The sequence below is a fragment of the Terrabacter lapilli genome, assembly GCF_039531305.1.
GTDB classification, from domain to species: Bacteria; Actinomycetota; Actinomycetes; order Actinomycetales; family Dermatophilaceae; genus Terrabacter; species Terrabacter lapilli.
Window position 1 is genome coordinate 95,342 of the sequence record NZ_BAAAPU010000001.1, and the last position, 25,165, is coordinate 120,506.

Genomic DNA, 25,165 nt, shown 5'->3' on the forward strand with positions numbered 1-25,165 from the left:
GGCTCAGACGTTCTCGCGGACGGTGGGCAGGCCGAGCAGCACCGGGACCTTGCGTGGGCCCGACTCGTCGAAGGCGACCGTGGGGTCCGGCTCCTCCGGCGCGTTCACGAACGACACGAAGCGGGACAGCTTCTCGGGGTCCTCGAGCACGGCCGCCCACTCGTCCCGGTACCCCTCGACGTGCCGGGCCATGGCGCCCTCGAGGTCGGCGGCGATCCCGAGCGAGTCGTCACACACGACGGCCCGCAGGTGGTCGAGCCCGCCCTCGAGCGAGTCGAGCCAGAGGGCCGTGCGCTGCAGCCGGTCGGCGGTGCGGACGTAGAACATCAGGAAGCGGTCGATGTAGCGCACGAGCGTCTCGTCGTCGAGGTCGCTCGCGAGCAGCTTCGCGTGCACGGGGGTCTGGCCGCCGTTGCCGCACACGTAGAGGTTCCAGCCGCGGTCGGTCGCGATGACCCCGACATCCTTGCCCCGTGCCTCGGCACACTCGCGCGCACAGCCCGAGACGCCGAACTTCAGCTTGTGCGGCGACCGCAGCCCCCGGTAGCGGTGCTCGAGGTCCACCGCCATGCCGACCGAGTCCTGCACGCCGTAGCGGCACCACGACGACCCGACGCACGACTTCACGGTGCGCAGCGACTTGCCGTAGGCCTGCCCGGACTCCATGCCGGCGTCGACGAGGCGCTGCCAGATGACCGGCAGCTGCTCCACGCGCGCGCCGAAGAGGTCGATGCGCTGGCCGCCGGTCACCTTGACGTAGAGGCCGAAGTCCCTCGCGACCTCGCCGATGACGATGAGCTGGTCGGCCGTCACCTCGCCGCCCGGCATCCGCGGGACCACCGAGTACGTCCCGTTCTTCTGGATGTTGGCCAGGAAGTGGTCGTTGCTGTCCTGGAGCGCGGCCTGCTCACCGTCGAGCACGTGGTCGCTGCTCGTCGAGGCGAGGATCGAGGCGACCGTGGGCTTGCAGACCTCGCAGCCCATGCCGGTGCCGTAGCGGGCGAGCAGTCCCGAGAAGGTCCTGATCCCGGTCGAGGCGACGATCTCGAAGAGCTCGGCCCGGCTCTGCTCGAAGTGCTCGCACAGGGCCTTGGACAGCTCGACCCCGGAGTCGACGAGGAGCTTCTTGACGGTGGGCAGGCAACCGCCGCAGGTGGTTCCGGCGTTGGTGCAGCCCTTGATGGCTGCCAGGTCGCAGGCGCCCTCGCCGATGGCGCCGCAGATGGAGCCCTTCGTGACGTTGTTGCACGAGCAGATGACGGCGTCGTCCGGCAGCGCGTCCGCACCGAGCTCCGCGCCGGCCGGGGAGACGAGCGCGGCCGGGTCCCCGGGGACCTCACGGCCGACGTACGCCTTGAGCGTCGTGTAGGCCGAGGTGTCGCCGACGAGGATGCCGCCGAGGAGCGTGCGCGCGTCGTCGCTGACGACGACCTTGGCATAGGTGCCCTTCGTCGCGTCGGTGTGCACGATCTCGAGCGACCCCGGCGTGGTGGCCATCGCGTCCCCGAACGACGCGACGTCGACGCCGAGCAGCTTGAGCTTCGTCGAGAGGTCGGCACCCGGGAACGTCGCCTTCCCGCCCAGGAGCCGGTCGGCCACCACCTCGGCCATCGTGTAGCCGGGCGCGACCAGGCCGTAGCAGCGACCCTCCACCGCGGCGACCTCGCCCACGGCCCAGACGTTCTCGTCGCTCGTGCGGCAGGCGACGTCGGTGACGACGCCGCCCCTCTCGCCCACCTCGAGGCCGGCCGTGCGGGCCAGCGCATCGGACGGGCGCACCCCCGCGGAGAAGACGACGAGGTCGGTGAGCAGGGCCGTGCCGTCCGAGAGCTCGACCGCGAGGCGGTCGTCGTCCTGGGCTGCGATCGAGCTCGTGCCGGCTCCCGTGTGCACCTGCACGCCGAGGTTGCCGACGAGCCGCGCGAGCACCGCACCGCCCCCGTCGTCGACCTGGAGCGGCATGAGCCGGGGAGCGAACTCGACGACGTGCGGGGTGAGCCCGAGCAGCCGCAGCGCGTTGGCGGCCTCGAGCCCGAGCAGCCCGCCGCCGACGACGAGGCCATTGGCCGCGCGTCCCTCGCCCTGGGCTCGCGTGATCGCGGACTCTGCCGCGGCCCGGATGCCGTCGAGGTCGTCGAGCGTGCGGTAGACGAAGCAGCCCGGCGAGTCGTGCCCGGGGACGGGCGGCACGAACGGGTGCGAGCCGGTGGCGAGGACGAGGGCGTCGTAGGCGATCACGTCGCCGGCGCTCGTCGTCACGGTGCGCGCCGCGCGGTCGACGTGCTCGGCGCGCGTGCCGAGGCGCAGCTCGACGAGGTCGTCACCGGCGTACGCGTTCCCCGGCAGGGCGAGCGCCGAACGGTCCCACGCCCCGACGTAGGACGACAGGCCCACGCGGTCGTATGCCGCCTCCGCCTCCTCCGAGAGCACGACGACCTTCCACGTGCTCTCCGTGTCGCGCGAGCGCAGGGCCTCGACGAAGCGGTGGCCGACCATGCCGTGGCCGACGACGACGACGGTGCGGGTTGCCGTGCCGGGACGGGTGGGAGTGGTGGTGGACATCAGGCGGCTCCTTCGGTCAGCGCGGCGGGTGCGGGCTCCGGCTCGGGGGTCTGGATGGGCGACGCGGCGGCGACGGGTTCGGCCGAGCGCAGCCAGGAGCAGAGGCCGTCGACGGCGCTCGTGCACGAACCGCAGCCGGTCGTCGCGCGGGTGGCCTCCGCGATGGCGGGCACGGTCTCGGCCCCCTCGCGGAAGGCGCCGACGATCGTCGACTTCGTCACGCTGTTGCACCGGCAGATGACGGCCGCACCCGGCATCTCGGCGAGGTTGGCGCCCTCGGTCGGGGAGGCGCGGGTGATGGCGCGGCCGAGCATGAGGGACAGGCGGTCTCGTGGCACGGCCGACCCGGTGTCGTAGAGCTGGGTCAGCGCGCCTGCTGCGTCCCCGACCCCGAGCAGGATCGCGCCGACGACCCGGTCCTGGCGCAGGACGAGCTTGGCGTAGCGACCGCGGCTGGGGTCGGTGAAGGCGAGCACCTCGTGCCCGGGGTCGTGCACGTCGACGTCGACGGCCCCCATGCTGGCGAGGTCGATGTCGGGGGCTTTGAGGCGGGTGAGCACGCTCGTGCCCTCGTAGGTGGCGGACGGGTCGGCGCCGGTGAGCAGGTCGGCGAGGACGCGGGCCTGGTCCCATCCGGGCTGGACGAGGCCGGGCACGACGCCGCGGTGCTGGGCACAGTCGCCGATGGCGTGGACGTGGGGGAGCGAGGTCGAGAGGCGGTCGTCGACGACGACCCCGTGTGCGACCTCGAGCCCCATCGAGACGGCGAGCTCGGTGCGGGGCCTGACCCCGGCAGCGACGACGACGAGGTCCGCCGCGAGGGACGTGCCGTCGTCGAGGACGACGTGGGCCGGGGCGCCGTCGCGCGCGGGGTGCCGGGCCACGACGAGGCGCCCGAGCACGAGGCGGGCGCCGACCCCGCGGACGACGCGGGAGAGCACCGCGCCGCCGTCGGCGTCGAGCTGGCGGTCCATGGGGAAGTCCTGGGGGTGCACCACCGTGACGTCCACGCCCCGGGCGAGGAGACCGCGAGCAGCCTCCAGGCCGAGCAGGCCACCGCCGAGCACGACTGCGCTGGAGGCGGACTCGGCCGCCGCGACGATGCGCTCGCAGTCGTCGACCGTGCGGAACGCCACGACGCCGTCGGCCAGCCGGGCGCCCGGACCGGGCGTGCCGGCATACAACCCGTCGGTGGGCGGGACGAAGCTGTCGCTCCCCGTCGCGAGGACCAGCTCGTCCCAGTGGAGGACGCGTTCCGTGTCACCGGCACCGAGCGTCGCCGTGCGGGCCTCGTGGTCGACGGACGTGACGCGGGCACCGGTGACGACGTCGATGCGGCGTGCCGCCCACCAGCCGTCGGGCTTGAGGCGGGTGTCGCGCGGCTTGATCCCTCCGGCGACGACGGTCGAGAGCAGGACCCGGTTGTAGGCCGGGTGGGGCTCCTCGCCGACGACGGTGACCGCGAACCGCGTGGCGTCGGGGTCGCGGTGGCGCAGCTCCTCGGCCAGGCGGGCCCCGGCCATGCCGTTGCCGATCACGAGGACGTGACGGGTGGGGGTGGTCAGGGTCGTCACCGAACGGCCTCCAGTCGGACGGCGCACGCCTTGAACTCGGGCATGCGGCTGGTCGGGTCGAGCGCGGCGTGGGTCAGCGAGTTCGCCCGCCCCTCACCGGCCCAGTGGAAGGGCAGGAAGACGACGTCGGGACGGAGGTCCTCGTCGACGCGCACGGTCGCTCGGGTGCGTCCTCGACGGCTCACGACGTCGGCGACGTCCCCGTCGGCCAGGCCGGCGGTCGCCGCCGTGTCGGGGTGCACCTGCACGAACATCTCGCCCGCCGCGGCGGACAGCTCGTCGACGAGACGCGTCTGCGCGCCGGACTGGTAGTGCTGCAGCACGCGTCCCGTCGTGGCGACGAGGGGGTATGCCGTGTCGCCCGCCTCCGCGGGACCGACGTGGTCGACGGGCACGAACCGTGCACGGCCGTCGGGCGTGGCGAACCCGTCGAGGAAGAGCCGGGGGGTGCCCTGCGGACGCTCCGTGGAGCACGGCCAGTGCAGGCTCTCCCCGGCGTCGAGCCGCTCCCACGTCACGGCGGAGTAGTCGGCCGGCCCACCTGCAGTGGCCCGGCGCAGCTCGTCGAACACCACCCGAGGGTCGGTGGGGAAGCCTGTGCTGCAACCGATCCGGCGCGCCAGCTCGCTCCAGATCTCGAGCTCGCTGCGATACCCGCTGGGCGCAGCGAGGGCGCGCCTCCGGCGCAGGACCCGCCCCTCGAGGTTGGTCAGCGTGCCCTCCTCCTCGGCCCACTGCAGCACCGGCAGCACGACGTCGGCCGTCGCGGCCGTCTCGGAGAGCACGAAGTCGGAGACGACGAGCAGGTCGAGCGCGGCCAGGCGCTCGGACACGACCCGCGCGTCGGGCGCGGACACGACGGGGTTGCTGCCGTGGACGAGCAGCACGCGCGCCCCACCCTCGGTGCCCAGCGCGTCGAGCAGCTCGAACGCGCTGCGCCCGGGGCCCGGCAGGTCGGCGGCGTCGATGCCCCACACGGCGGCGACGTGCGCCCGGGCCGCGGGGTCGTCGATCTTGCGGTAGCCGGGCAGCTGGTCGGCCTTCTGCCCGTGCTCACGCCCGCCCTGGCCGTTGCCCTGGCCCGTGATGGTGCCGAAGCCGGTGCCCGGGTTGCCCGGTAGCCCCAGCGCGAGGGCGAGGGCGATGAACGCGGTCACCGTGTCGGTGCCGCTCGCGTGCTGCTCGCCGCCGCGGGCGGAGAGGACGTAGGCGCCGCGCTCGGTGTCCCGGGCCCTGGCCAGCGTCGCGACGGCCGCGCGCAGGGTGGTGACGGCGACGCCGGTGACCCGCTCGACGCGCTCCGGGAGCCACTGCGCCGCAACAGGCCAGAGGTCGTCGAAGCCGGTGGTCCGCTCGGCGATGAACCGGCGGTCGGCATACCCCTCGGTGACGGCGACGTGCAGCATCCCGAGCGCGAGCGCGGCATCCGTGCCGGGACGCAGCTGCAGGTGCAGCCCGCCGCCGTCGAGCGCCTTGGCCGCGGTCGGGGTCAGCCGGGGATCGGCGACCATGAGGCCGCCCGCGTCCGCCGCGCGCACCAGGTGGGTGAGGAAGGGTGGCATCGTCTCGGCGGGGTTAGCGCCGAGGAGCAGCACCGCGTGGGCCGACCCGATGTCGGTGACGGGGAAGGGCAGCCCGCGGTCGAGACCGAAGCAGCGGATCCCGGCCGCTGCAGCCGAGCTCATGCACCAGCGCCCGTTGTAGTCGATCTGGCTGGTCCGCAGCGCCACGCGGGCGAACTTGCCCAGCTGGTAGGCCTTCTCGTTGGTCAGCCCACCTCCGCCGAAGACCGCGACGGCGTCCCGGCCGTATGCCGCCTGCGTCCGCAGGATGGCGTCCGCGACGACACCGAGGGCCTCGTCCCACGACGCCGGCGCGAGCGCTCCGTCGCGGCGCACCAGCGGCGTCGTGAGGCGACCGGGTGTGCGGAGCAGCTCCGCGCTGGTCCAGCCCTTCTGGCACAGGCCGCCCCGGTTGGTCGGGAAGCGCCTGGGCGTCACCGCCAGGTCGGCGGCCGACGACCCGGTCAGCGTCATGGCGCACTGGAGCCCGCAGTAGGCGCAGTGGGTCGCCACGCCCGATGCCTCGCGGGGTGCGTCGGCCGGGAGCGGTCCGGACGACAGGTGCAGTGAGGTGGTGGTCGTCATCGGCGGAAGCGCACCTTCGTCAGGACGGCGGCGCCGACGTAGAAGAGGGTGAAGACCACGAAGGCGGCCGTCGCCGAGTGGGCGGCGCCCTGGTACGACGCCCGCAGGCCGAGGTTGATGAGGACGCCGCCGAGGCCGCCGATGGCTCCCGCGATGCCGATGAGCGCCCCGGACATCGAACGCGACCAGGCGGTGCGCTCGAGCCGCGAGCCGGGGACGGCGGCCGCCTTGGCCTCGAAGAGTGCGGGGATCATCTTGTAGACCGAGCCGTTGCCGATGCCGGAGAGCAGGAACAGGAGCACGAACCCTCCGATGAGCCCCGTCAGCTGCACGCCCGTGGCTGCACCCTTGGTGACGTCGTCGGCTCGCGCCGCCGTCGTGACGAGGACGCCGGCGACCGCCATGCCCACGAACGTCCAGACGGTGACCACCGCGCCGCCGCGGCGGTCGGCCAGCCGGCCGCCCCACACGCGGCTCAGCGAGCCGAGGAGAGGGCCGACGAAGGCGATCTGGGCGGCGTGCAGGCTGGCGGCCGCGGTCTGGGCGGGGGTGGGCGTCGCGCCGCCGGTGAGCCCGGCGAGGAAGGTCTGGTTGAGCACCTGGCCGAAGGCGAAGCCGAAGCCGATGAACGAGCCGAACGTGCCGACGTACAGCAGGGAGATCACCCAGGCGTCGGCGTGCCGGAGGACCTCGAGCATCGCCTTCGGGTTGGCCGTCTGGTGGTCGAGGTTGTCCATGAAGACCGCGGCGCCGATGCTCGCCACCGCCAGCAGCACGAGGTAGGTGGCGCAGACGACCTCCGGGCAACGGTTGCCGAGCGTCGCGATGACGAGCAGGCCGACGAGCTGCACGACGGGCACGCCGATGTTGCCGCCCCCGGCGTTGAGCCCGAGCGCCCAGCCCTTCATCCGCTGGGGGAAGTAGGCGTTGATGTTCGTCATCGACGAGGCGAAGTTGCCCCCGCCGAGACCGGCCAGGCCGGCGACGACGAGGAAGGTCGCCAGCGAGTGGCCCGGGTTGACCATGAGCCACCAGGTGAGGACCGTCGGCACGAGGAGCGCGATGCCGCTGACGATGGCCCAGTTGCGGCCGCCGAAGCAGGCCGTCGCCATCGTGTAGGGGACCCGCAGCACCGCGCCGACGAGCGTCGGCACGGCCACGAGGACGAACTTGTCGGCTGCCGTGAAGCCGTAGACGGCCTGCGGCATGAACAGCACCATGACCGACCAGATGGACCAGATCGAGAAGCCGACGTGCTCGGTCGCGACCGACCAGGCCAGGTTGCGGCGGGCGACGGCCTTGTTGCCCGCCTCCCAGGCCGCGGTGTCCTCGGGGTCCCAGTCACGGATGACGCGCTTGCGCGGCGCGGTGAGGGTGCGCAGCCGGCTCGGGCGTGGCCCGGTGCCGGCGCTCGGGACGGTCGTGGTGGCGGTGGTCGTGCTCACGGGTTCCTCCTGGGAGGCGGGGTCGGGGGCCGCTGCGAGAGCGTGGCGCCCACGCTAGGAAGCCGGTGTTGCACGTCCTCCGACCGGCGGTGACACCGCGGTTACATCGCTCTCACGGCACTCGGCCGCCCCGGTGAGGTCACGCACGAGGGGCCACGACGGTCGCCTCACGGCCGGTCGCAGGAGGCGTGAGGTCGGCCGCGTAGGCTCGCGGCCATGACCTCGGCTCCCGACCAGGCCCTGCTCAACACCCTGTCCGTGGGCACGGCCGGACCCCGCATCGCGTTCCTCCACGGCCTCTTCGGCCAGGGCCGGAACTGGAACCAGATCGCCAAGGCGGTCGCCGGCCCCGAGGGCACCGACGCGCGCTGCCTGCTCGTCGACCTGCCCGACCACGGGCGCTCGCCGTGGTCGGAGCAGTTCTCACTCGACGCGTATGCCGACGCCGTGGCGGCGACGCTGCGGGGGGCAGCCGAGGGCGAGCCATGGGCCGTCGTCGGTCACTCCCTCGGCGGCAAGGTCGCCATGGTGCTCGCGCTGCGCCACCCCGAGCTCGTCGAGCGGCTCGTGGTCGTCGACATCGCACCGAAGGGCTACGGGAACCTCGAGCGCTTCGAGGGCTACATCCGCGAGATGCAGGCCCTGCCGCTCGAGGAGCTGACGAGCCGCGCCGACGCCGAGGCCCGCTTCGCGGAGCCCGACCCTGGCGTCAAGGCGTTCCTGCTGCAGAACCTGCGCCGGGAGGGCCAGGCCTGGCGGTGGCAGGTCAACCTCGACCTCGTCGCCCGCGACGCCGCCCGTGGCGCGGGCTCGCGCATCGCCGACTGGCCGGAGGCGCTCGACGAGCTCCCGGCCTACGACGGCCCGGTGCTGTGGATCGCCGGCGGCGACTCGCGCTACATCCAGCGCGAGGACGGCGAGCGCATGCGACGGCACTTCCCGCGGACGCGCCTGTTCACCATCAAGGGCGCGGGCCACTGGGTGCACACCGACGCGCCGACCATCATCGTGACAGCACTACGGCGCTTCCTGCACTCGCCCGCCTGACGGCAGGGCCGGGCAGCGCGGCCAGTCAGAGGAGGCGGCGGCCCATGGCCCAGGCGGTCAGCTCGTGGCGGGAGCTGAGCTGCAGCTTGCGCAGCACCGAGCTGACGTGGGTCTCGACGGTCTTGACGGAGATGAACAGCTCCTTCGCGACCTCCTTGTACTGGTAGCCGCGGGCGATGAGGCGCATCACCTCGCGCTCGCGGGCCGAGAGCCGGTCGAGCTCCTCGTCGATCTCGGCGACCTCGCCTGCCGCCGCGCCGAACGCGTCGAGGACGAACCCGGCCAGCCGCGGGCTGAAGACGGCGTCGCCGTCGGCCACGCGCCCGATGGCGGTGAGCAGCTCCTCCGCGCTGATCGTCTTGGTGACGTAGCCCCGGGCGCCGGCGCGGATGACGGCGATGACGTCCTCGGCGGCATCGGAGACCGACAGCGCGAGGAAGCGCACCGGCGTGCCCGCTGCCGTCTGTGTGCCGTTGCACGCGCGGATGACGTCGGCGCCGCCGTGTCCGTCACCGCCGGGAAGGTGCACGTCGAGGAGCACGACGTCCGGCTGCTGCTCCTTGATGACCTGCACGGCAGACTCGACCGCCCCAGCCTCACCGGCGATCTCGAGGTCGACGGAGCCGGCGCGGGGCGTGGCAGCCAGGGAGGTCAGCTCGGCGCGCACGCCCGTGCGGAACATGTGGTGGTCGTCGACGATGACGATGCGGATCCGCCGCGGGTCGGTCATGAAGGCTGCTCCTGGGTCTCGGTGACGCTGGGGGTGGCGCCGGGGGTGGCGCCGGGGGTGGCGCTGGGGGTGGCGCTGGTCGTCGGGCTGGCGGTCGCGGCGGCGGAGCTGCCGGCGGGCGAGGTGGGGGAGGGCTGCTCGGGGTCGGGGGCCTGGCCGACGGGCAGGCGCAGCTCGACCTCGGTGCCGTCGGGGCGGCGGCGGATCCGGGCCGTGCCGCCGTGGCGCTCCATCCGCCCGATGATCGACTGGCGCACGCCGGCCCGGTCGTCCGGGACCGCGTCGATGTCGAAGCCGGCGCCGTGGTCGCGCACGAAGGCCTCGACGGCGTCCGGCCCCACCTCGACGTAGGTGCTGACCGGCGGGCTCGCGTGGCGCACGGCGTTCCAGGCGGCCTCGCGGACCGCCTTGACCAGGGCATCGAGGTGCTCGTCCATGGGGCGGTCGCCGGTGACGACGAGCTGCACGGGCACGCCGTGGAGGTCCTCGACCTCGCCCATGGCGGCCGTCAGGGCGGCGCCCAGGGTGCCGGCACGGGCGTCCTCGTCGTAGAGGTAGCTGCGCAGCTGGCGCTCCTGCGCGCGGGCGAGCCGCGCCACGGCCGCCGCGTCGCCGGACTGGCGCTGGATGAGTGCGAGCGTCTGCAGCACGGAGTCGTGCAGGTGCGCGGCGATGTCGGCGCGCTCGGTGGCGCGGATGCGGGCGGCCTGCTCGAGCCGCAGATTGCTCCACAGTCGCAAGATCCACGGCGCGCACAGCACGGCGACGCCGACGAGAGCGGCCAGGACGGCGCCCGCGACCTGCCACAGCTCGGCCAGGTTCGTGCCGCGGACGAGCAGGCCGACCAGGCCGAGGATCGTGAGGCCGAGCCCGACCACGAGCCAGATCCAGCGGACGGGACGACGCGTCCCGAGGTGGTCGGTGTCGTCGAGCTGCGACCAGAAGAAGATGGCGCCGATCACGATGGCGACGAGCGGCAGGACCACCTCGACGTGCACGCCGAGGCCGGCGCTGCCGAGCCACAGCGCGCCGGCGACCGCGAGTGCCGCGACGCCGAGAAGGGTGATGACGACGGCCTGGTTGCCGCTGCGCAGCCACGACCGCAGGCTCGTCAGGTCGACGTGGGGTCGGGACGCGCCCGCCGTCCCCGGCACCTGGGTGGCGGGGCTCGTGGCACCGGGGGTGGCGGCCACGGCCGGGTCGACGTCGCCGACCTCGCGCATGGTGGCCCAGAGGAAGACGTAGACCACCAGCCCTGCGCCGAAGGGGATGCTCGTCAGGACGAGCGCCACGCGTACGGCCACGACCGGCAGCCCGAGGTGGTCGGCAAGACCGGCGGCCACCCCTGCGATGACCTTGCCCTGCCGGTGGCGCACGAGTGGCGGCCGCGGCGTCGTCCGCCACGTCGGCCTCGCGGGCCCCGCTCCGTTCTCGTATGCCGTCTGCACCGTCCCATCCTCGCCCACCCGGCGGGTGGGAGCGACCTCCGCCGGCACCTTTGGGGGTCGCGTCAGGGTGCGCTCAGGGTCGACCCTCATGGCTGGGCGCCTCCCGCCGCGCCACTGTGGAGTCATGACGAACAGCAGTGGTGCCCCGCAGCAGGCGGGCCAGGGGCAGGGTGGGCACGGTGGACAGCGGCATGGTGGCCACGGAGGTCACGGACTGGACGGCTTCTACAGTGCGCTGCGCCGGCCCGGCATCGTGCGGCAGTCGCAGGGGCGCTGGTTCGCCGGCGTCGCGACCGGCCTCGCGCGGTGGCTCGGTGTCGACCCCCTCGTGGTCCGAGCCGGCTTCATCCTCTTCTCGATCTTCTTCGGCATGGGGCTGGCGCTCTACCTCGTGCTGTGGCTGCTCATGCCCGACGAGCGAGGCGAGATCCACGTCGAGCGGGCGCTCAAGTACGGCGAGGGCGGCTCGATCTTCCTGCTCGTCGTCACCGCCATCTCGGTCACCGGCGGTGGCCCCTGGTGGGGCGGCGACTCGCGGGGCTTCCGCTTCTTCGGCTTCCTGCTCCTCGTCGCCGGAGCCTGGTGGTTCCTCACCCGCACGGGCGCCGGCCGTGACCTGAGGGCGCAGGCGCCCTGGCGCAACCAGGGCGGTGCTCCACCCGCGACCACTGACCCGACCGACCCGACCCACTCGACCCACCCGACGGGCACCTACGGCCCGACGGGCGCGACCGGCGCGACGCCTTCACCGGGCACCGGTGCCCAGGACCCGGGCCCGGGTGCGAGCGGCGACTCGACGGCCTTCCAGCCGAGCGCCGGCACCGCCGCACCCGGGGCGCCTGCGCCCGTGACGGCATACGCCTCGACGGGAAACGCGGCCGCCAACGCGGGAGCGACGCTGGCGGCCCCCCGCCCACCGGCCCCGACGCCCGTGCACGAGCGGACCCCGGTCATCGGCTTCGCCGGAGGCCTCCTGCTCCTCGGCCTGGCCATCATCACCGCCGTCGTCATGTCGTCCGTGGCCCAGACGGCCGGGTGGTCGGGCAACCACGTGGCCGTCGGCCTCGCCTCCGGCGTGGGCATGCTCGGGCTCGGCATCCTCGTGGCCGGTCTGGCCGGCCGGCGCGCGGGAGGGCTCGCGTTCTTCGCCGTCGTCGGGATGATCGCGGCGGCTGCGGCCACCGCGGCACCGGCCGGGGTCACCCAGCCGTGGCAGGTGGGCGACCGGACGCACCTGGTCACCTCCCTGACGCCGCCGCCGAGCTACGAGCTCGGAGTGGGGCAGATGACCGTGGACCTGACGCGTGCCGACTACCGGTCGACGCCCGGCACCGACCGCGTGACGGCGAAGGCTGCGCTCGGACAGATCGACCTGGTCGTCCCCAAGGGCGTACGCATCACCGTCAACACCAGCGGCCGGGCCGGCGCGCTGCACGCCACCGACACGACCGAGGGCACCGTCGACCTGCAGTCCGGGCAGTCGGGCATGGGACCCGGAATGGGCATGCACGACGGCGGGATGAGCTGGCAGCGCACCCTGCAGTACGGCCCGCAGACCGGCCAGACGGAGATCGTCGTGGACGCCGAGGTCGGCGTCGGCGAGATCCACGTCCGCAGCGCGAGCGCGTCATGAGCCCCGAGGGCCACGGGCCGGGCAGCGACGGGCGAGGCGAGCCCCACGGCCTGACACGGGAACCGACGAGCGATTCCACGAACGAGACCACGAGACCTGCGGAGACCAACGCGATGAGCATCCACGACAGCAACCACCCCACCGTCCCGGCATCGGACCCGACGGCCGACCCGACCAGCGGCCCGACCAGCGGCCCGGCCACTGACCCGACCGCCGACCCGACCGCCGACCCGACCGCCGACCCTGCGGCCACCACGGAGATCCCGTCGACGTCCACCCAGGCGCTCCCGGCCGAGGCGGTGCCGGCCGAGGCGACGGCGACCGAGGCCATGCCAACCGAGGCGATGCCAACCGAGGCCGTGCCGGCAGAGGCCGTCCCTGCCCATGCACCCTTCCGCGTCGAGCCGTCCCGCCCGGTGCCGGACGACGTCGTCACTCCCGGATCGGAGCTCCCGCACCTGCCGCCGCCGGCCGCGTCCGCGCAGCCGGTGTCACGACCCACGCCTGAGCCGGCCCCGCAGCCCGCGCCCCGGCCCGCCCTCGTCACGGTGCACAAGGGGCCGCGGCCGGGCTCGATCATGCTCGGACTGCTGACGGTGCTCGTGGCGGCCTACCTCCTCCTCGCGAACCTCACGCACTCCGACACCGGCTTCGCGGTCACCGGTCCGTCGTTCATCGGCGCCTTCGGCGGGATCCTGCTCCTCGTCGGGCTCGCCGGAGTGGTGGCCGGCCGCCTGCGCCGCCACTGACCGACCCCGCCGGCGAGCCGTTGCCGGAGGTCCGCCCCGGCGGTACCTCCGGCGTGGTTAGGCTCGGCCCAGGCATGCCGGGACGGCCCGGCACTCGCAGTGGGGAGACGACGTGGTCATGAAGTCCGGCATCAACCTCGAGGCGCTCGACCGGTCGACGCGACCGCAGGACGACCTGTTCCGGTTCGTCAACGGCACGTGGCTCGACACCACCGAGATCCCCGGGGACCGGGCCCGGTTCGGCACCTTCGACATCCTGCGTGAGGAGTCGACCGCGCGGGTGCGCGACCTCATCGAGGAGGCGGCTCGGGCGGCCGAGGCGGAGGCGGCAGGCACCCCCAAGCGGCAGGTCGGAGACCTCTATGCCAGCTTCGCCGACACCGAGCGCATCGAGGAGCTGGGGCTCACGCCTCTGCAGGGTGCGCTGTCGCAGGTGGCCGGCGTCGACGACCTCGAGAGCCTGGCGCGGGCGCTCGGGCGGCTCGCCCGGGACGGGGTGGCGGGCGCCCTGCACCACTTCGTCTCGCCCGACGAGCGCTCACCGGAGGACTACGTCGTCTACCTCGAGCAGGGCGGCCTGGGTCTGCCTGACGAGTCGTACTACCGCGAGGACAAGTACGCCGACATCCGCACCGCCTACGTCGCGCACATCGGGCGCCTGCTCGGCCTCGCCGGCATCCCGGACGCCGACGACACGGCCGCGCGGATCATGGGCCTGGAGACGCTCCTCGCCGGCTCCCACTGGGACACCGTGAGCAACCGCGACGCCATCAAGACCTACAACGCCCAGACCTTCGACGAGCTCCAGGCGCTCGCTCCCCAGTTCGCCTGGGAGAGCTGGCTGTCCGGGCTCGAGGCCCCGGCCGGCGCCTTCGACAAGGTCGTCGTGCGCCAGCCGAGCTTCGTCGCGGGCCTCGGCGGCGCCCTCGAGTCGGTCGAGATCTCCGACTGGCGCTCGTGGCTCACCTGGCACGTGCTGTCCGAGTTCGCCGCGCTGCTCCCGCAGTCGTTCGTCGACGAGGACTTCGACTTCTACGGCCGGACGCTCTCGGGGCAGCCGGAGAACAAGGAGCGCTGGAAGCGCGGTGTCTCGGTCGTCGAGTCGTGCATCGGCGAGGCCGTCGGGCAGCTCTACGCCGAGCGGTGGTTCCCGCCCGCCGCCAAGGCGCGCATGCAGGAGCTGGTCGGCAACCTCGTGGAGGCCTTCCGGCGGTCCTTCTCCTCACTGGAGTGGATGAGCCCCGAGACCCGCGCACAGGCGGTCGCCAAGCTCGACGCGTTCACCCCGAAGATCGGCTACCCCGACGTCTGGCGCGACTACTCCTCGATCGAGATCGACTCCGCCGACCTCGTCGGCAACGTCCGGCGCAGCACGGCCTTCGAGGTGGACCGCAACCTCGCGAAGATCGGCAAGCCGATCGACCGCACCGAGTGGTTCATGCTGCCGCAGACGGTCAACGCGTACTACATGCCGTCGATGAACGAGATCGTCTTCCCGGCCGCGATCCTGCAGCCGCCGTTCTTCGACCTCGAGGCCGACGACGCCGTCAACTACGGCGGCATCGGCGCCGTCATCGGCCACGAGCTCGGGCACGGCTTCGACGACCAGGGCTCGCGCTACGACGGCACGGGCGCCCTGCGCGACTGGTGGACCGAAGCAGACCGTGAGCGGTTCGACGCGCTGTCCCAGCGCCTCATCGAGCAGTTCAGCCGCTACACGCCGGCAGGGCTGTCCGAGGAGCACAAGGTCAACGGTGGCCTGACCGTCGGCGAGAACATCGGCGACCTGGGCGGCCTGCAGATCGGCTACGCGGCCTACCGGATCGCGACGGAGGGGGACGGCACGGTCGAGCTCGACGGCTTCACCGGGCCGCAGCGCTTCTTCATGGGATGGGCGCAGGTGTGGAAGGGCAAGTCGCGCGAGGCGGAGGCGATCCGGCTCCTCGCCGTCGACCCGCACTCGCCGCAGGACGTGCGGGGCAACGCCGTGCGCAACCTGTCGGAGTTCCACGAGGCGTTCGGCGTGCAGCCGGGCGACCGGATGTGGCTCGACGAGGGCGAGCGCGTCCGCATCTTCTGACCCGGCCGGGCTCCGAGCGGCGTCGGAGCCCGGGCTCCACCTGCCCCGCCGGCCCACCCGGGTCGGCGGGGTCAGTCGTCGAGTGGGAGCTTGAAGCCGACGTGCGAGGCGACGAAGCCGCGGCGCTCGTAGAACCGTCGCGCATCCACCCGGCTCGCGTCGCTCGTCAGCTGGACGAGCGTGCAGCCGAGACGGCGCGACTCCTCGACGGCCCAGATGACGAGCTCGGTGCCGAGCCCGCTGCCGCGCTCACCCCGCGCCACGCGTACGCCCTCGATGACCGAGCGCGTGGCGCCCCGGCGCGACAGCCCGGGGATGACGCTCAGCTGGAGCGTCCCGACCACCGTCCCGTCGCGCTCGGCGACGACGAGGTGCTGACCGGGGTCGGCGGCCACCCGGTCGTATGCCGCGTCGTACGTCGCCAGGTCGCCCAGGTCCTCGCGGGCCGCGCCCAGCGGGTCGTCGGCGAGCATCGCGACCACCGCGGGCACGTCGTCGCGGGTCGCGGGCCGGATCACGCTGTGGCTCATGGGTGCTCGGCTGTGTGCTTGAGCTGGGCGAGCCCCTTCTCGAGGTCGGGACCGACGAGCTTCTCCATCGACCAGACCTTGCTCATGAGTCGCATGACGGCGTTCTGCGGCCCGGTCATGGACCACACGACGTGGGTCCCGCCGTCGACGGGTGTCAGGGTGAAGTCGACCCGGTTGTGGGCCTTCATCGGCGCGGAGAAGAGCAGGTCGACGCCGACGTGCTGCGGCTCGGACTCGATGACCTCCATCCGGCCCTGGCCGGCCCTGCGGTTGCCACGCCAGGCGTAGACGGCGCCCACGCCCGCAGCCGGACCGGTGTACGTCCGCTCCAGGGCCGGGTCGAGTCCCTCCCAGGGCGACCATGCCTGCCACTCGTGGAAGTCGTCGAGGAGCGCGTGCACCCGCGGTGGGGGTGCGGCGATGGTCGTCTCGCGGCTGATGCGGAAGCTCTTGTCGGGCATGGCCGTGATCGTCCCACGCAGCCGGTCGGCCCCGGGGCGACACGACGTGCGTCTCGGCTGGTCCGGGTTGACCGGGATCGGCCCGATACCTAGCCTCTCACTCATCGGAAACACTTTTCCGGCCAGTGAAAAGAGCCGCCATGACGCGTGTGTTGCCCGAGAGGGAGCCCCACTACACTTCAGCCATGTCGCGGAAGAGTCCCCTCCTCGCCCCGGCTGGTACCGCGGCATGACGTCCGGCACGACGTCCGGCATGAAGTCGGAGGGGGCCGGCACGAAGTCGGAGGGGGCTGCCACGAGGAGCGGCGGCGTGCAGTCGCTCGAGCGCGGTTTCGCGATCCTCGACAAGATGGCCGACGCCGGTGGCGTCATCAGCCTGTCGCAGCTGGCCAGCGACGCGGGGCTTCCACTGCCGACGATCCACCGGCTCGTGCGCACGCTGGTCGACCTCGGCTACGTGCGCCAGGAGGCCTCCCGGCAGTACTCCCTCGGGCCTCGCCTCATCCGCCTGGGTGAGACGACGTCCCGCATGCTCGGCCGCTGGGCGCGCCCGCACATGGAGCGCCTGGCCCACGAGCTGGGAGAGTCGGTGAACCTCGCCCTGCTCGACGGCGACCAGGTGGTCTACGTCGGGCAGGTGATGGCCTCCCAGAACTCCATGCGGATGTTCACCGAGGTGGGGCGGCGGGCCTACCCCCACTCGACCGGCGTCGGCAAGGCGATCATGGCCCAGCTCGACCCGGCCGAGGTGCGCGCGCTCATCGCGCGCACCGGCTTGCCCTCTCGCACCGAGCACACGATCAGCAGCCCCGAGGAGCTCATGGCGGAGCTGGAGCGCACACGGCAACGTGGATATGCGCTCGACGAGGGCGAGCAGGAGATCGGGGTGCGGTGCGTGGCCGTGGCCGTGCCCGACGTCGCGCAGCCGATGGCGGTGTCCGTGTCGGGCCCGCTGCCGCGGATGACCGACGAGTTCGTCGCCCGGGCGTGCGACCCCTTGCGGCGCACCGCCGAGTCCATCGCGGCTGAGATCCGCGGGGTCCGGCCCCCGGCCTGAGCGGCCGCGGCACAGCCCAGCCCTCCGACTGCCTACCCGGCTCGGAGGGCCCTTTCTCGTGCGCGGATTCGTTGCGCCAGAGCATTGACCATGCCTGAGACGGGCTATTAGCCTCCATGATGCAGAAACCATATTCCGCAAGGTGAAAGTGAGAGTCCGACGATGACGACGGTTGACAACGTGGACGTGGCGGCCCCGAGCGGCGAGCGCTTCGACGAGGTGCTCACTCCGGAGGCACTCGAGTTCCTCGCGGACCTGCACCGCACGTTCGACGCCCGCCGGCGCGAGCTCCTCCAGGCCCGACAGGACCGCTACGCCGAGCTGGCCGCCGGCGGCACGCTGCAGTTCCTCCCCGAGACGCAGGAGATCCGGGACGGCGACTGGCAGGTCGCGGCCCCGGCCCCCGGCCTCGTCGACCGCCGCGTCGAGATCACCGGTCCCACCGACCGGAAGATGACGATCAACGCCCTCAACTCCGGCGCCAAGGTGTGGCTCGCGGACTTCGAGGACGCGTCGACGCCCACCTGGGAGAACGTCGTGGGCGGCCAGCTCAACCTCATGGACGCGCTCGACCGCACCATCGACTTCACGTCCGAGCAGGGCAAGACGTATGCGCTCGCCGACGCCGACCAGCTCGCCACCATCGTCGTGCGCCCCCGCGGCTGGCACCTCGACGAGAAGCACCTCCTCGTCGACGGTGAGCCGATGGCCGGAGGGCTCGTCGACTTCGGCCTCTACTTCTTCCACTGCGCCAAGCGCCAGATCGACGCGGGCAAGGGCCCCTACTTCTACCTGCCCAAGATGGAGAGCCACCTCGAGGCGCGCCTCTGGAACGACGTCTTCGTCCGGGCCCAGGACCGCCTCGGCATCCCGCAGGGCACGGTCCGCGCCACGGTGCTCATCGAGACCTACCCGGCGGCGTTCGAGATGGAGGAGATCCTCTACGAGCTGCGGGACCACTCCGCCGGGCTCAACGCCGGACGCTGGGACTACATCTTCAGCGTCATCAAGAAGTTCCGCACGCGCGGCAAGGAGTTCCTCCTGCCCGACCGCAACCAGGTGACGATGACCGTGCCGTTCATGCGCAGCTACACCGAGCTGCTCGTCCGGACCTGCCACAAGCGCGGCGCCCACGCCATCGGTGGCATGGCCGCGTTCATCCCGAGCAAGGACCCCGAGGTCAACGAGGCCGCCTTCCAGAAGGTCATCGACGACAAGACGCGCGAGGCGGGCGACGGCTTCGACGGCTCCTGGGTCGCGCACCCCGGCATGGTCGAGCTCTGCAAGGAGGCCTTCACCAAGGTCCTCGGCGACCGGCCGAACCAGCTCGACAAGAAGCGAGAGGACGTGCACGTCACCGCGGAGGAGCTGCTCGACGTCGCGTCGACGCCCGGCAACGTGACCGAGGCAGGCCTGCGCAACAACATCAGTGTCGGCATCCAGTACCTCCACACCTGGCTCAAGGGCACCGGCGCGGTCGGCATCTTCAACCTCATGGAGGACGCCGCCACCGCGGAGATCTCGCGCTCGCAGGTGTGGCAGTGGCTGCACAACGACGTTCGGCTCGACACCGGGGAGACGGTGACGCGCGAGCTTGTCGACCGGATCGTGGCCGAGGAGATCGACAAGCTGGCCGGCGAGGCGAGCGACTACGACGAGGCGAGGTCGACCTTCCTCGAGGTCGCCGTCGCCGACGACTTCGCCGAGTTCCTCACCCTGCCGGCGTACGAGCGGATGCCCTGAGGTCATGGACGCCCACGCTCTCGCGGCGCAGCTGCGCCGGACGCTCCGCGAGGAGCTGGTCATCACCGACCAGCAGCGCCTGCGGACCTACGAGTGCGACGGACTGGCCCACTACAAGGTGGTGCCGGCCGTCGTGGTGCTCGCCGAGACCACGCAGCACGTCGCGACGGTCGTCAAGGCGTGCGCGGCGAACGGCATACCCTTCGTCGCCCGCGGCTCGGGGACCGGGCTCTCCGGCGGGGCGCTGCCCCACGCGGACGGCGTGCTCGTCGTCATGTCGAAGATGCGCGAGGTGCTCGAGGTCGACCGGGACAACCAGCGCGCGGTGGTCCAGCCGGGCGTTATCAACCTCCAGCTCACCCGCCAGGTGCTGCCCCTCGGCTACTACTTCGCGCCCGACCCGTCGAGCCAGCAGGTGTGCTCCATCGGCGGCAACATCGCGGAGAACTCGGGCGGGGCGCACTGCCTCAAGTACGGCTTCACGGCCAACCACGTCACCGGCCTCGAGCTCGTGACGCCGTCGGGCGACATCGCCCACATCGGGGCCAAGTCACCGGACGCGCCCGGCTACGACCTGCTCGGGGCCCTCGTCGGCTCCGAGGGAACCCTCGGCATCGCCACGGCGGTGACCGTGCGGCTGACGCGGACCCCCGAGGACGTGCGGACGCTGCTCGCCGCCTTCGACGACACCGACTCGGCGGGGGCGGCCGTGTCGGCGATCATCGGGGCGGGCGTGATCCCGGCCGCGATCGAGATGATGGACGCCCTCGCCATCGAGGCCGCGGAGGCAGCCGTCCAGTGCGGCTACCCCGAGGGCGCCGGCGCCGTGCTCATCGTCGAGCTCGACGGTCCGGCGGCCGAGGTGGCGCACCAGTTCGACGAGGTGGAGGGCTACTGCCGGGCCAACGGCGCCTTCGAGATCCGCATCGCCGCCGACGACGTGGAGCGCGCGCTCTTCTGGAAGGGTCGCAAGTCCGCGTTCGCGGCGGTGGGGCGGATCAGCCCCGACTACATCGTCCAGGACGGGGTGATCCCGCGGACGTCGCTGCCGCAGGTGCTGCGCCGCATCTCCGAGATCTCCGCCGAGGCCGGGGTCCGGGTCGCCAACGTGTTCCATGCCGGTGACGGCAACCTTCACCCGCTCGTGCTCTTCGACGACAGCGTCGAGGGCGAGGCGGAGCGGGCCGAGGAGGTCTCGGGCGCCATCCTCGACCTCTGCATCACCCACGGCGGCTCCATCACGGGCGAGCACGGGGTCGGCTCGGACAAGGCGAAGTACATGCCGCGGATGTTCACCGACGACGACCTCGACACGATGCAGCTGCTGCGCTGTGCCTTCGACCCGGCGTCCATCTCCAACCCGGGCAAGGTCTTCCCCACGCCGCGGCTGTGCGGTGAGGTGCCGGGGCGGCACAAGGGTGTGCACCCGCTGGCCGAGGCCGGGATCGCGGAGGTCTTCTGATGGCAGACGTTCTGACCGACGTCCTCGAGGAGCTGCGCGCCGCCACGGGCGGCGACGCCTGGGAGGCCACCGAGGCCGACGTCGTCGACGGCGTGCCGGCGCGCTGGGTGGTCCGCCCGCACAGCACGGAGGAGACCTCCGCCGTGGTGCGTGCCGCCGCTGCCCACGGGCTCACGCTCGTCGCCCGGGGCGCCGGGACCAAGCTCGCCTGGGGTGCGGCGCCGGAGCGGGTCGACGTCATCCTCGACACGACCGGCCTCGACGCCGTCGTCGAGCACGCCGCCGGTGACCTCATCTGCGTCGTCGGCGCCGGGTGCCCGCTCGAGTCGCTGCAGTCGCAGCTGAGCGGCGCCGGCCAGCGGCTCGGCATCGACGACCGGCGCAACGGCACGGTCGGCGGGGCGGTCGCCACCGCAGCCACCGGTCCGATGCGGCTGCACCACGGGTCGGTCCGCGACCTGGTCATCGGCATGACCCTCGTACGCGCCGACGGCGTCGTCGCGCACGCGGGCGGCAAGGTGGTCAAGAACGTCGCCGGCTACGACCTCGGCAAGCTGCTGACCGGGTCGTACGGCACGCTCGGCGTCATCACCGAGGTCGCCTTCCGCCTGCACCCCGTCTCGGGGGCGCGCCGCTGGGTCACCACCGCCCTGGACTCGACGGACGCCGTGCAGGACCGGGTCCTCGCGGTGACCCACGCGCAGTTCGTCCCGTCCGCGGTCGAGCTCGACCGGTCCCGGGAGGGTGCGACGCTGAGCCTGCTCCTGGAGGGGGTCCCGCCGGGCGTCGAGCAACGCACCGCCCAGGCGCTGGAGCTGCTGGGGCCGGGGGCCACCAGCTCGGAGGAGGCCCCGGACTGGTGGGCGGCCGAGCCCGAAGGCTCGACCGGCGTCCTCGTCAAGGTGACCCACGAGATCGCCGCGCTCGCGCAGCTGCTGGCGGCCCTCGACCGTGCGGCGGAGTCCGCCGGGGTCGTCCCGGTCCTGCGCGGCAGCCCGGTCGTCGGCACCGCACTCGTCGCCCTCGACGGTGACGTCGACGCGCCGGCCCTGGCGGCCTTCGTCGCCGACCTGCGCTCCGCGCAGCACCGCTTCGGCGGCAGCGTCGTCGTCCTCGAGGCGCCGTCCGTGCTCAAGGAGGGCCTCGACGTGTGGGGCCCCGTCGGGGGCCTGGACCTCATGAGGGCCGTCAAGGCCCAGTTCGATCCCGAGCGGCGTCTCGCCCCGGGCCGGTTCGTTGGAGGAATCTGAACATGACCGTGCACGACATTGGCACCGGCCCGGTGTCCTCGCCGACCGGGACGCTCGGCACCAGTGCCAAGCTCTCCCTCACCCCGCTGCAGCCGGGTGAGCCTGCCTTCGACGACCACCACCCGCCGTCGGCGGAGCTCGTCTCCGACTGCGTGCACTGCGGCTTCTGCCTGCCCTCGTGCCCGACTTACACACTGTGGGGCGAGGAGATGGACTCGCCGCGGGGCCGGATCTACCTCATGAACGAGGGCCTCCAGGGCGAGCCGCTCACGTCGTCGATGGTGCAGCACTTCGACGCGTGCCTCGGCTGCATGGCGTGCGTGACCGCCTGCCCGTCCGGGGTGCAGTACGACAAGCTCATCGAGGCCACCCGCGGCCAGGTCGAGCGCCGCTTCGAGCGACCCAGGCGGGACAAGGCGCTGCGCAGTGCGATCTTCGCGCTCTTCCCCTACCCGAGGCGGCTGCGTGCCCTGCGCGGCCCGCTGCGCCTGCACCAGAGGAGCGGGCTGTCCTCACTGCTGCGCCGCACCGGCGTGCTCGACCGCATCTCGCCGACGCTCGCCTCGATGGAGGCGCTCGCGCCCCCGCTCGAACGCGCCGAGAAGGTGCCCGAGCGCACCCCGGCGCGAGGCGCCAAGCGGGGGACGGTCGGGATGCTGCTCGGCTGCGTGCAGCGCGAGTTCTTCCCCGGCGTCAACGCCGCGACCGCCCGCGTCCTCTCGGCCGAGGGGTTCGAGGTGCTGGCCCCCGCCTCGCAGGGGTGCTGCGGTGCCCTGTCCGCCCACAACGGTCGCGAGGACGAGGCCCAGCGCTTCGCGCGCGGCCTCGTCGACACCTTCGAGGGCGAAGGGGTCGACGCCGTCGTCGTCAACGCGGCCGGCTGCGGGTCGACGATGAAGGAGTATGCCGACCTGCTGGCCGACGACCCGGCGTACGCCGAGCGCGCCCGGGCCTTCACCGACAAGGTCCGCGACGTCTCGGAGATCCTCGCCGAGGCCGGCCCGGTCGCCGAGCGGCACCCGCTGCCCGTCTCCATCGCCTACCACGACGCCTGCCACCTGGCCCACGCCCAGGGCGTGCGCGCCCAGCCGCGGGACCTGCTCCGCGGCATACCCGGCCTGGAGCTGCGGGAGATCGCGGAGGGTGACCTCTGCTGCGGCTCGGCCGGGATCTACAACATCATCAACCCCGTCCCCGCGCGGGAGCTCGGTGACCGCAAGGCCGCCAACGTCCTCGCGACCGGGGCCGAGCTCCTCGTGACCGCCAACCCCGGCTGCCTCATGCAGGTCGCCTCTTCCATCGAGCGACAGGGCGGCCACCTCGCCCTCGCCCACACCGTCGAGGTGCTCGACGCCTCGATCCGGGGCCTCGGCCCCGAGCGGCTCGGCGTCGGTCGAGCAACGACGGCCAGGACCTGACCGTCCGGACCGGCTCCACCCAACATCCACTGTTCACAACGAGGTGACTGAATGTTCCGCCCCACTACCGACGCCTTGGCGGGCTCGTTGACGCTCACGGCGCTCGTGGCCCTGCTTCCCCTGCTCACCCTGTTCCTGCTGCTCGGCGTCCTGCGCATCGCCGCCTGGAAGGCGGCGGTGGCCTCGCTCGTCATGTCGCTGCTCGTCGCCGTCATCGTCTACTCGATGCCCGTCGGCCAGTCCCTGATGGCCGGCCTCGAGGGGGCGGCCTTCGGGTTCTTCCCCATCATGTGGGTCGTCATCAACGCCATCTGGGTCTACAACATGACGGTCGTGACGGGGCACTTCGACGTGCTGCGCCGCTCCTTCGCCCGGATCAGCGACGACCAGCGCATCCAGGCGGTCATCATCGCCTTCTGCTTCGGCGCGCTGCTCGAGGCCCTCGCGGGCTTCGGCACGCCGGTGGCGATCACGAGCGTCATGCTCATCGCGCTGGGGTTCCGGCCGATCAAGGCCGCCACGGTGGCACTCGTGGCCAACACGGCACCGGTGGCCTTCGGTGCCCTGGCCGTGCCGATCACGACCCTTGCCCAGGTGACCGGCCTCCCCGAGCACGAGCTGGCCTCGATCGTGGGCCGCCAGACGCCGATCCTCGGCCTCTTCGTGCCGATGGCGCTAGTCTTCATCATCGACCGCGGCCGCGGCGTCCGCGCCACGCTGCCGGCCACGCTCACCTGCGGGATCGCTTTCGCAGTGGCCCAGTTCGCCACGTCGAACTACTTCTCCACCCAGCTCACCGACATCGTCGCCTCGCTCGTGGGCGCGGCGTCCGTCGTCCTGCTGCTGCGCTTCTGGCAGCCGGCGGAGAGCTACGTCGAGGCGCCCGAGCCGGAGCTCGCCGCCCTCGGGACCAGCAACCACCGGCGGCACGTCCACACCGGCTCGCACGTCGTCGAGGGCGTGCCCGCGGCCTCGATCGGCGGTTCCGACCACCCGATCGGGCGGGGCACGGGCACCGTCGAGGACCTCTCCGCCCGTGACGCGAACCGGCACGACAGCCGCGCCGACGTGCTCCGGGCCTACGCGCCCTACCTGCTGATCATCGCCATCTTCAGCCTCAGCCAGATCCCGGCCGTCGCCAGCTTCCTCGGCGCGCCGACGAAGAGCTTCCAGTGGCCGGGACTGCACCTGCAGACCCCCTCGGGCAAGCCCTCGACCCTGCCGACGTTCAAGTTCAACTGGCTCTCGGCGGCCGGCACGCTCATGATCGTCGCCGGCCTCCTGACCATCCCGGCGATCGGCATCCCCTGGCGCAAGGCCGTCAAGGCGTACGGCGACACCTACCGGCAGCTCGGCGCCGCAATCTTCACCGTCATGGCGGTCCTGGGCCTGGCCTACGTCATGAACGCGTCTGGCCAGACCGCCAGCCTCGGTGCGTGGCTCGCCGGAGCGGGCTCGGCCTTCGCCCTGCTGTCACCCATCCTGGGCTGGATCGGTGTCGCCGTGACCGGGTCGGACACCTCGTCGAACTCGCTGTTCGGGGCGCTGCAGGTCGCTGCGGCCAAGGACGTGGGCCTGCCTCCGGCGCTCATGGCAGCCGCCAACTCCTCCGGTGGCGTCCTCGGCAAGATGATCTCGCCCCAGAACCTCGCCATCGCCGCCGCCGCGGTCGGGCTCACCGGCAGGGAGGGCGACCTCTTCCGTCGCGTGATCGGCTGGAGCCTGGGCTTCCTCGCCTTCATGTGCGTGCTCGTCTACCTGCAGTCGACGTCCGTGCTGTCGTGGATGCTTCCCTGAGGCAGCACCACGCGAACGTGACGCGAGCGCCC

Annotated in this window: 18 protein-coding genes; 10 read left to right on the forward strand and 8 right to left on the reverse strand. The window is 72.7% G+C overall.

Translation table 11 applies throughout. The features are described from left to right. Positions 1-3: 3 nt before the first annotated feature. Genes nirB through ABD241_RS00430 form a run of 4 tightly spaced genes read right to left on the reverse strand, consistent with a single transcriptional unit; the run spans position 4 to position 7,728 of the window. Positions 4-2,562, reverse strand: a complete 2,559-nt coding sequence (nirB, locus tag ABD241_RS00415; protein ID WP_344057293.1) for a nitrite reductase large subunit NirB — start codon at positions 2,560-2,562, stop codon at positions 4-6. Beyond that, on the reverse strand, positions 2,562-4,136 hold the full coding sequence (locus tag ABD241_RS00420) for an FAD-dependent oxidoreductase (RefSeq protein WP_344057294.1): 1,575 nt from the start codon (positions 4,134-4,136) through the stop codon (positions 2,562-2,564). The genes nirB and ABD241_RS00420 overlap by 1 nt, the downstream gene beginning before the upstream one ends. Then, positions 4,133-6,283: a molybdopterin oxidoreductase family protein gene (locus tag ABD241_RS00425; RefSeq protein ID WP_344057296.1), complete on the reverse strand. Its 2,151-nt coding sequence runs from the start codon at positions 6,281-6,283 to the stop codon at positions 4,133-4,135. Before ABD241_RS00425 ends, ABD241_RS00420 begins: the two co-directional genes overlap by 4 nt. Beyond that, on the reverse strand, positions 6,280-7,728 hold the full coding sequence (locus ABD241_RS00430) for an MFS transporter (protein ID WP_344057298.1): 1,449 nt from the start codon (positions 7,726-7,728) through the stop codon (positions 6,280-6,282). Before ABD241_RS00430 ends, ABD241_RS00425 begins: the two co-directional genes overlap by 4 nt. A 216-nt stretch (positions 7,729-7,944) precedes the next feature. On the opposite strand from ABD241_RS00430, the gene ABD241_RS00435 reads away from it, so the two are divergent. After that, the gene (locus tag ABD241_RS00435; protein ID WP_344057300.1) at positions 7,945-8,775 is read left to right on the forward strand and encodes an alpha/beta fold hydrolase; all 831 of its coding nucleotides are present in this window, start codon (positions 7,945-7,947) and stop codon (positions 8,773-8,775) included. Positions 8,776-8,800: 25 nt separating this feature from the next. On the opposite strand, the gene ABD241_RS00440 is transcribed toward ABD241_RS00435, so the two are convergent. Together ABD241_RS00440 and ABD241_RS00445 are read right to left on the reverse strand one after the other, a co-directional pair. Continuing rightward, on the reverse strand, positions 8,801-9,505 hold the full coding sequence (locus ABD241_RS00440) for a LuxR C-terminal-related transcriptional regulator (RefSeq protein ID WP_344057302.1): 705 nt from the start codon (positions 9,503-9,505) through the stop codon (positions 8,801-8,803). After that, positions 9,502-11,043 (reverse strand): ATP-binding protein, encoded by a 1,542-nt coding sequence (locus ABD241_RS00445; RefSeq protein WP_344057304.1) that lies wholly within the window; start codon positions 11,041-11,043, stop codon positions 9,502-9,504. Before ABD241_RS00445 ends, ABD241_RS00440 begins: the two co-directional genes overlap by 4 nt. A gap of 34 nt (positions 11,044-11,077) precedes the next feature. Between ABD241_RS00445 and ABD241_RS00450 the strand changes: the two genes are divergently transcribed. The 3 genes from ABD241_RS00450 to ABD241_RS00460 all read left to right on the forward strand — a co-directional run bounded on the left by ABD241_RS00450 (position 11,078) and on the right by ABD241_RS00460 (position 15,415). Next, complete coding sequence (locus ABD241_RS00450) at positions 11,078-12,586, forward strand: PspC domain-containing protein (protein WP_344057306.1); 1,509 nt, start codon at positions 11,078-11,080, stop codon at positions 12,584-12,586. Positions 12,587-12,699: 113 nt separating this feature from the next. Further along, positions 12,700-13,335 carry a hypothetical protein gene (locus ABD241_RS00455; protein ID WP_344057308.1) on the forward strand — a complete coding sequence of 212 codons (636 nt, stop codon included), beginning with the start codon at positions 12,700-12,702 and terminating at the stop codon, positions 13,333-13,335. A gap of 118 nt (positions 13,336-13,453) precedes the next feature. Then, positions 13,454-15,415 carry a M13 family metallopeptidase gene (locus ABD241_RS00460; protein WP_344057310.1) on the forward strand — a complete coding sequence of 654 codons (1,962 nt, stop codon included), beginning with the start codon at positions 13,454-13,456 and terminating at the stop codon, positions 15,413-15,415. Between the two features lie 71 nt (positions 15,416-15,486). Here the strand turns inward: ABD241_RS00460 and ABD241_RS00465 are convergent, their stop codons facing one another. Both ABD241_RS00465 and ABD241_RS00470 read right to left on the reverse strand, forming a co-directional pair. After that, a complete protein-coding gene (locus ABD241_RS00465) occupies positions 15,487-15,945 on the reverse strand; it encodes a GNAT family N-acetyltransferase (RefSeq protein WP_344057312.1) in 459 nt (152 codons plus the stop codon). Continuing rightward, entirely contained in the window at positions 15,942-16,511 is a 570-nt protein-coding gene (locus ABD241_RS00470; RefSeq protein WP_344057314.1) for an SRPBCC family protein, read from the reverse strand. The genes ABD241_RS00465 and ABD241_RS00470 overlap by 4 nt, the downstream gene beginning before the upstream one ends. 148 nt (positions 16,512-16,659) lie before the next feature. Between ABD241_RS00470 and ABD241_RS00475 the strand changes: the two genes are divergently transcribed. From ABD241_RS00475 to ABD241_RS00500, 6 genes are all read left to right on the forward strand, one after another. Next, positions 16,660-17,463, forward strand: a complete 804-nt coding sequence (locus tag ABD241_RS00475; protein ID WP_344057648.1) for an IclR family transcriptional regulator — start codon at positions 16,660-16,662, stop codon at positions 17,461-17,463. Between the two features lie 162 nt (positions 17,464-17,625). Continuing rightward, positions 17,626-19,206 (forward strand): malate synthase A, encoded by a 1,581-nt coding sequence (gene aceB / locus ABD241_RS00480; RefSeq protein ID WP_344057316.1) that lies wholly within the window; start codon positions 17,626-17,628, stop codon positions 19,204-19,206. A 4-nt stretch (positions 19,207-19,210) separates the two neighbouring features. After that, on the forward strand, positions 19,211-20,668 hold the full coding sequence (locus ABD241_RS00485) for an FAD-linked oxidase C-terminal domain-containing protein (protein WP_344057318.1): 1,458 nt from the start codon (positions 19,211-19,213) through the stop codon (positions 20,666-20,668). Further along, on the forward strand, positions 20,668-21,918 hold the full coding sequence (locus ABD241_RS00490) for an FAD-binding oxidoreductase (RefSeq protein ID WP_344057320.1): 1,251 nt from the start codon (positions 20,668-20,670) through the stop codon (positions 21,916-21,918). The genes ABD241_RS00485 and ABD241_RS00490 overlap by 1 nt, the downstream gene beginning before the upstream one ends. A gap of 2 nt (positions 21,919-21,920) precedes the next feature. Next, on the forward strand, positions 21,921-23,336 hold the full coding sequence (locus tag ABD241_RS00495; RefSeq protein ID WP_344057322.1) for a (Fe-S)-binding protein: 1,416 nt from the start codon (positions 21,921-21,923) through the stop codon (positions 23,334-23,336). A 51-nt stretch (positions 23,337-23,387) separates the two neighbouring features. Further along, positions 23,388-25,133, forward strand: a complete 1,746-nt coding sequence (locus ABD241_RS00500) for an L-lactate permease (protein ID WP_344057324.1) — start codon at positions 23,388-23,390, stop codon at positions 25,131-25,133. The last annotated feature ends 32 nt before the right edge of the window (positions 25,134-25,165 follow it).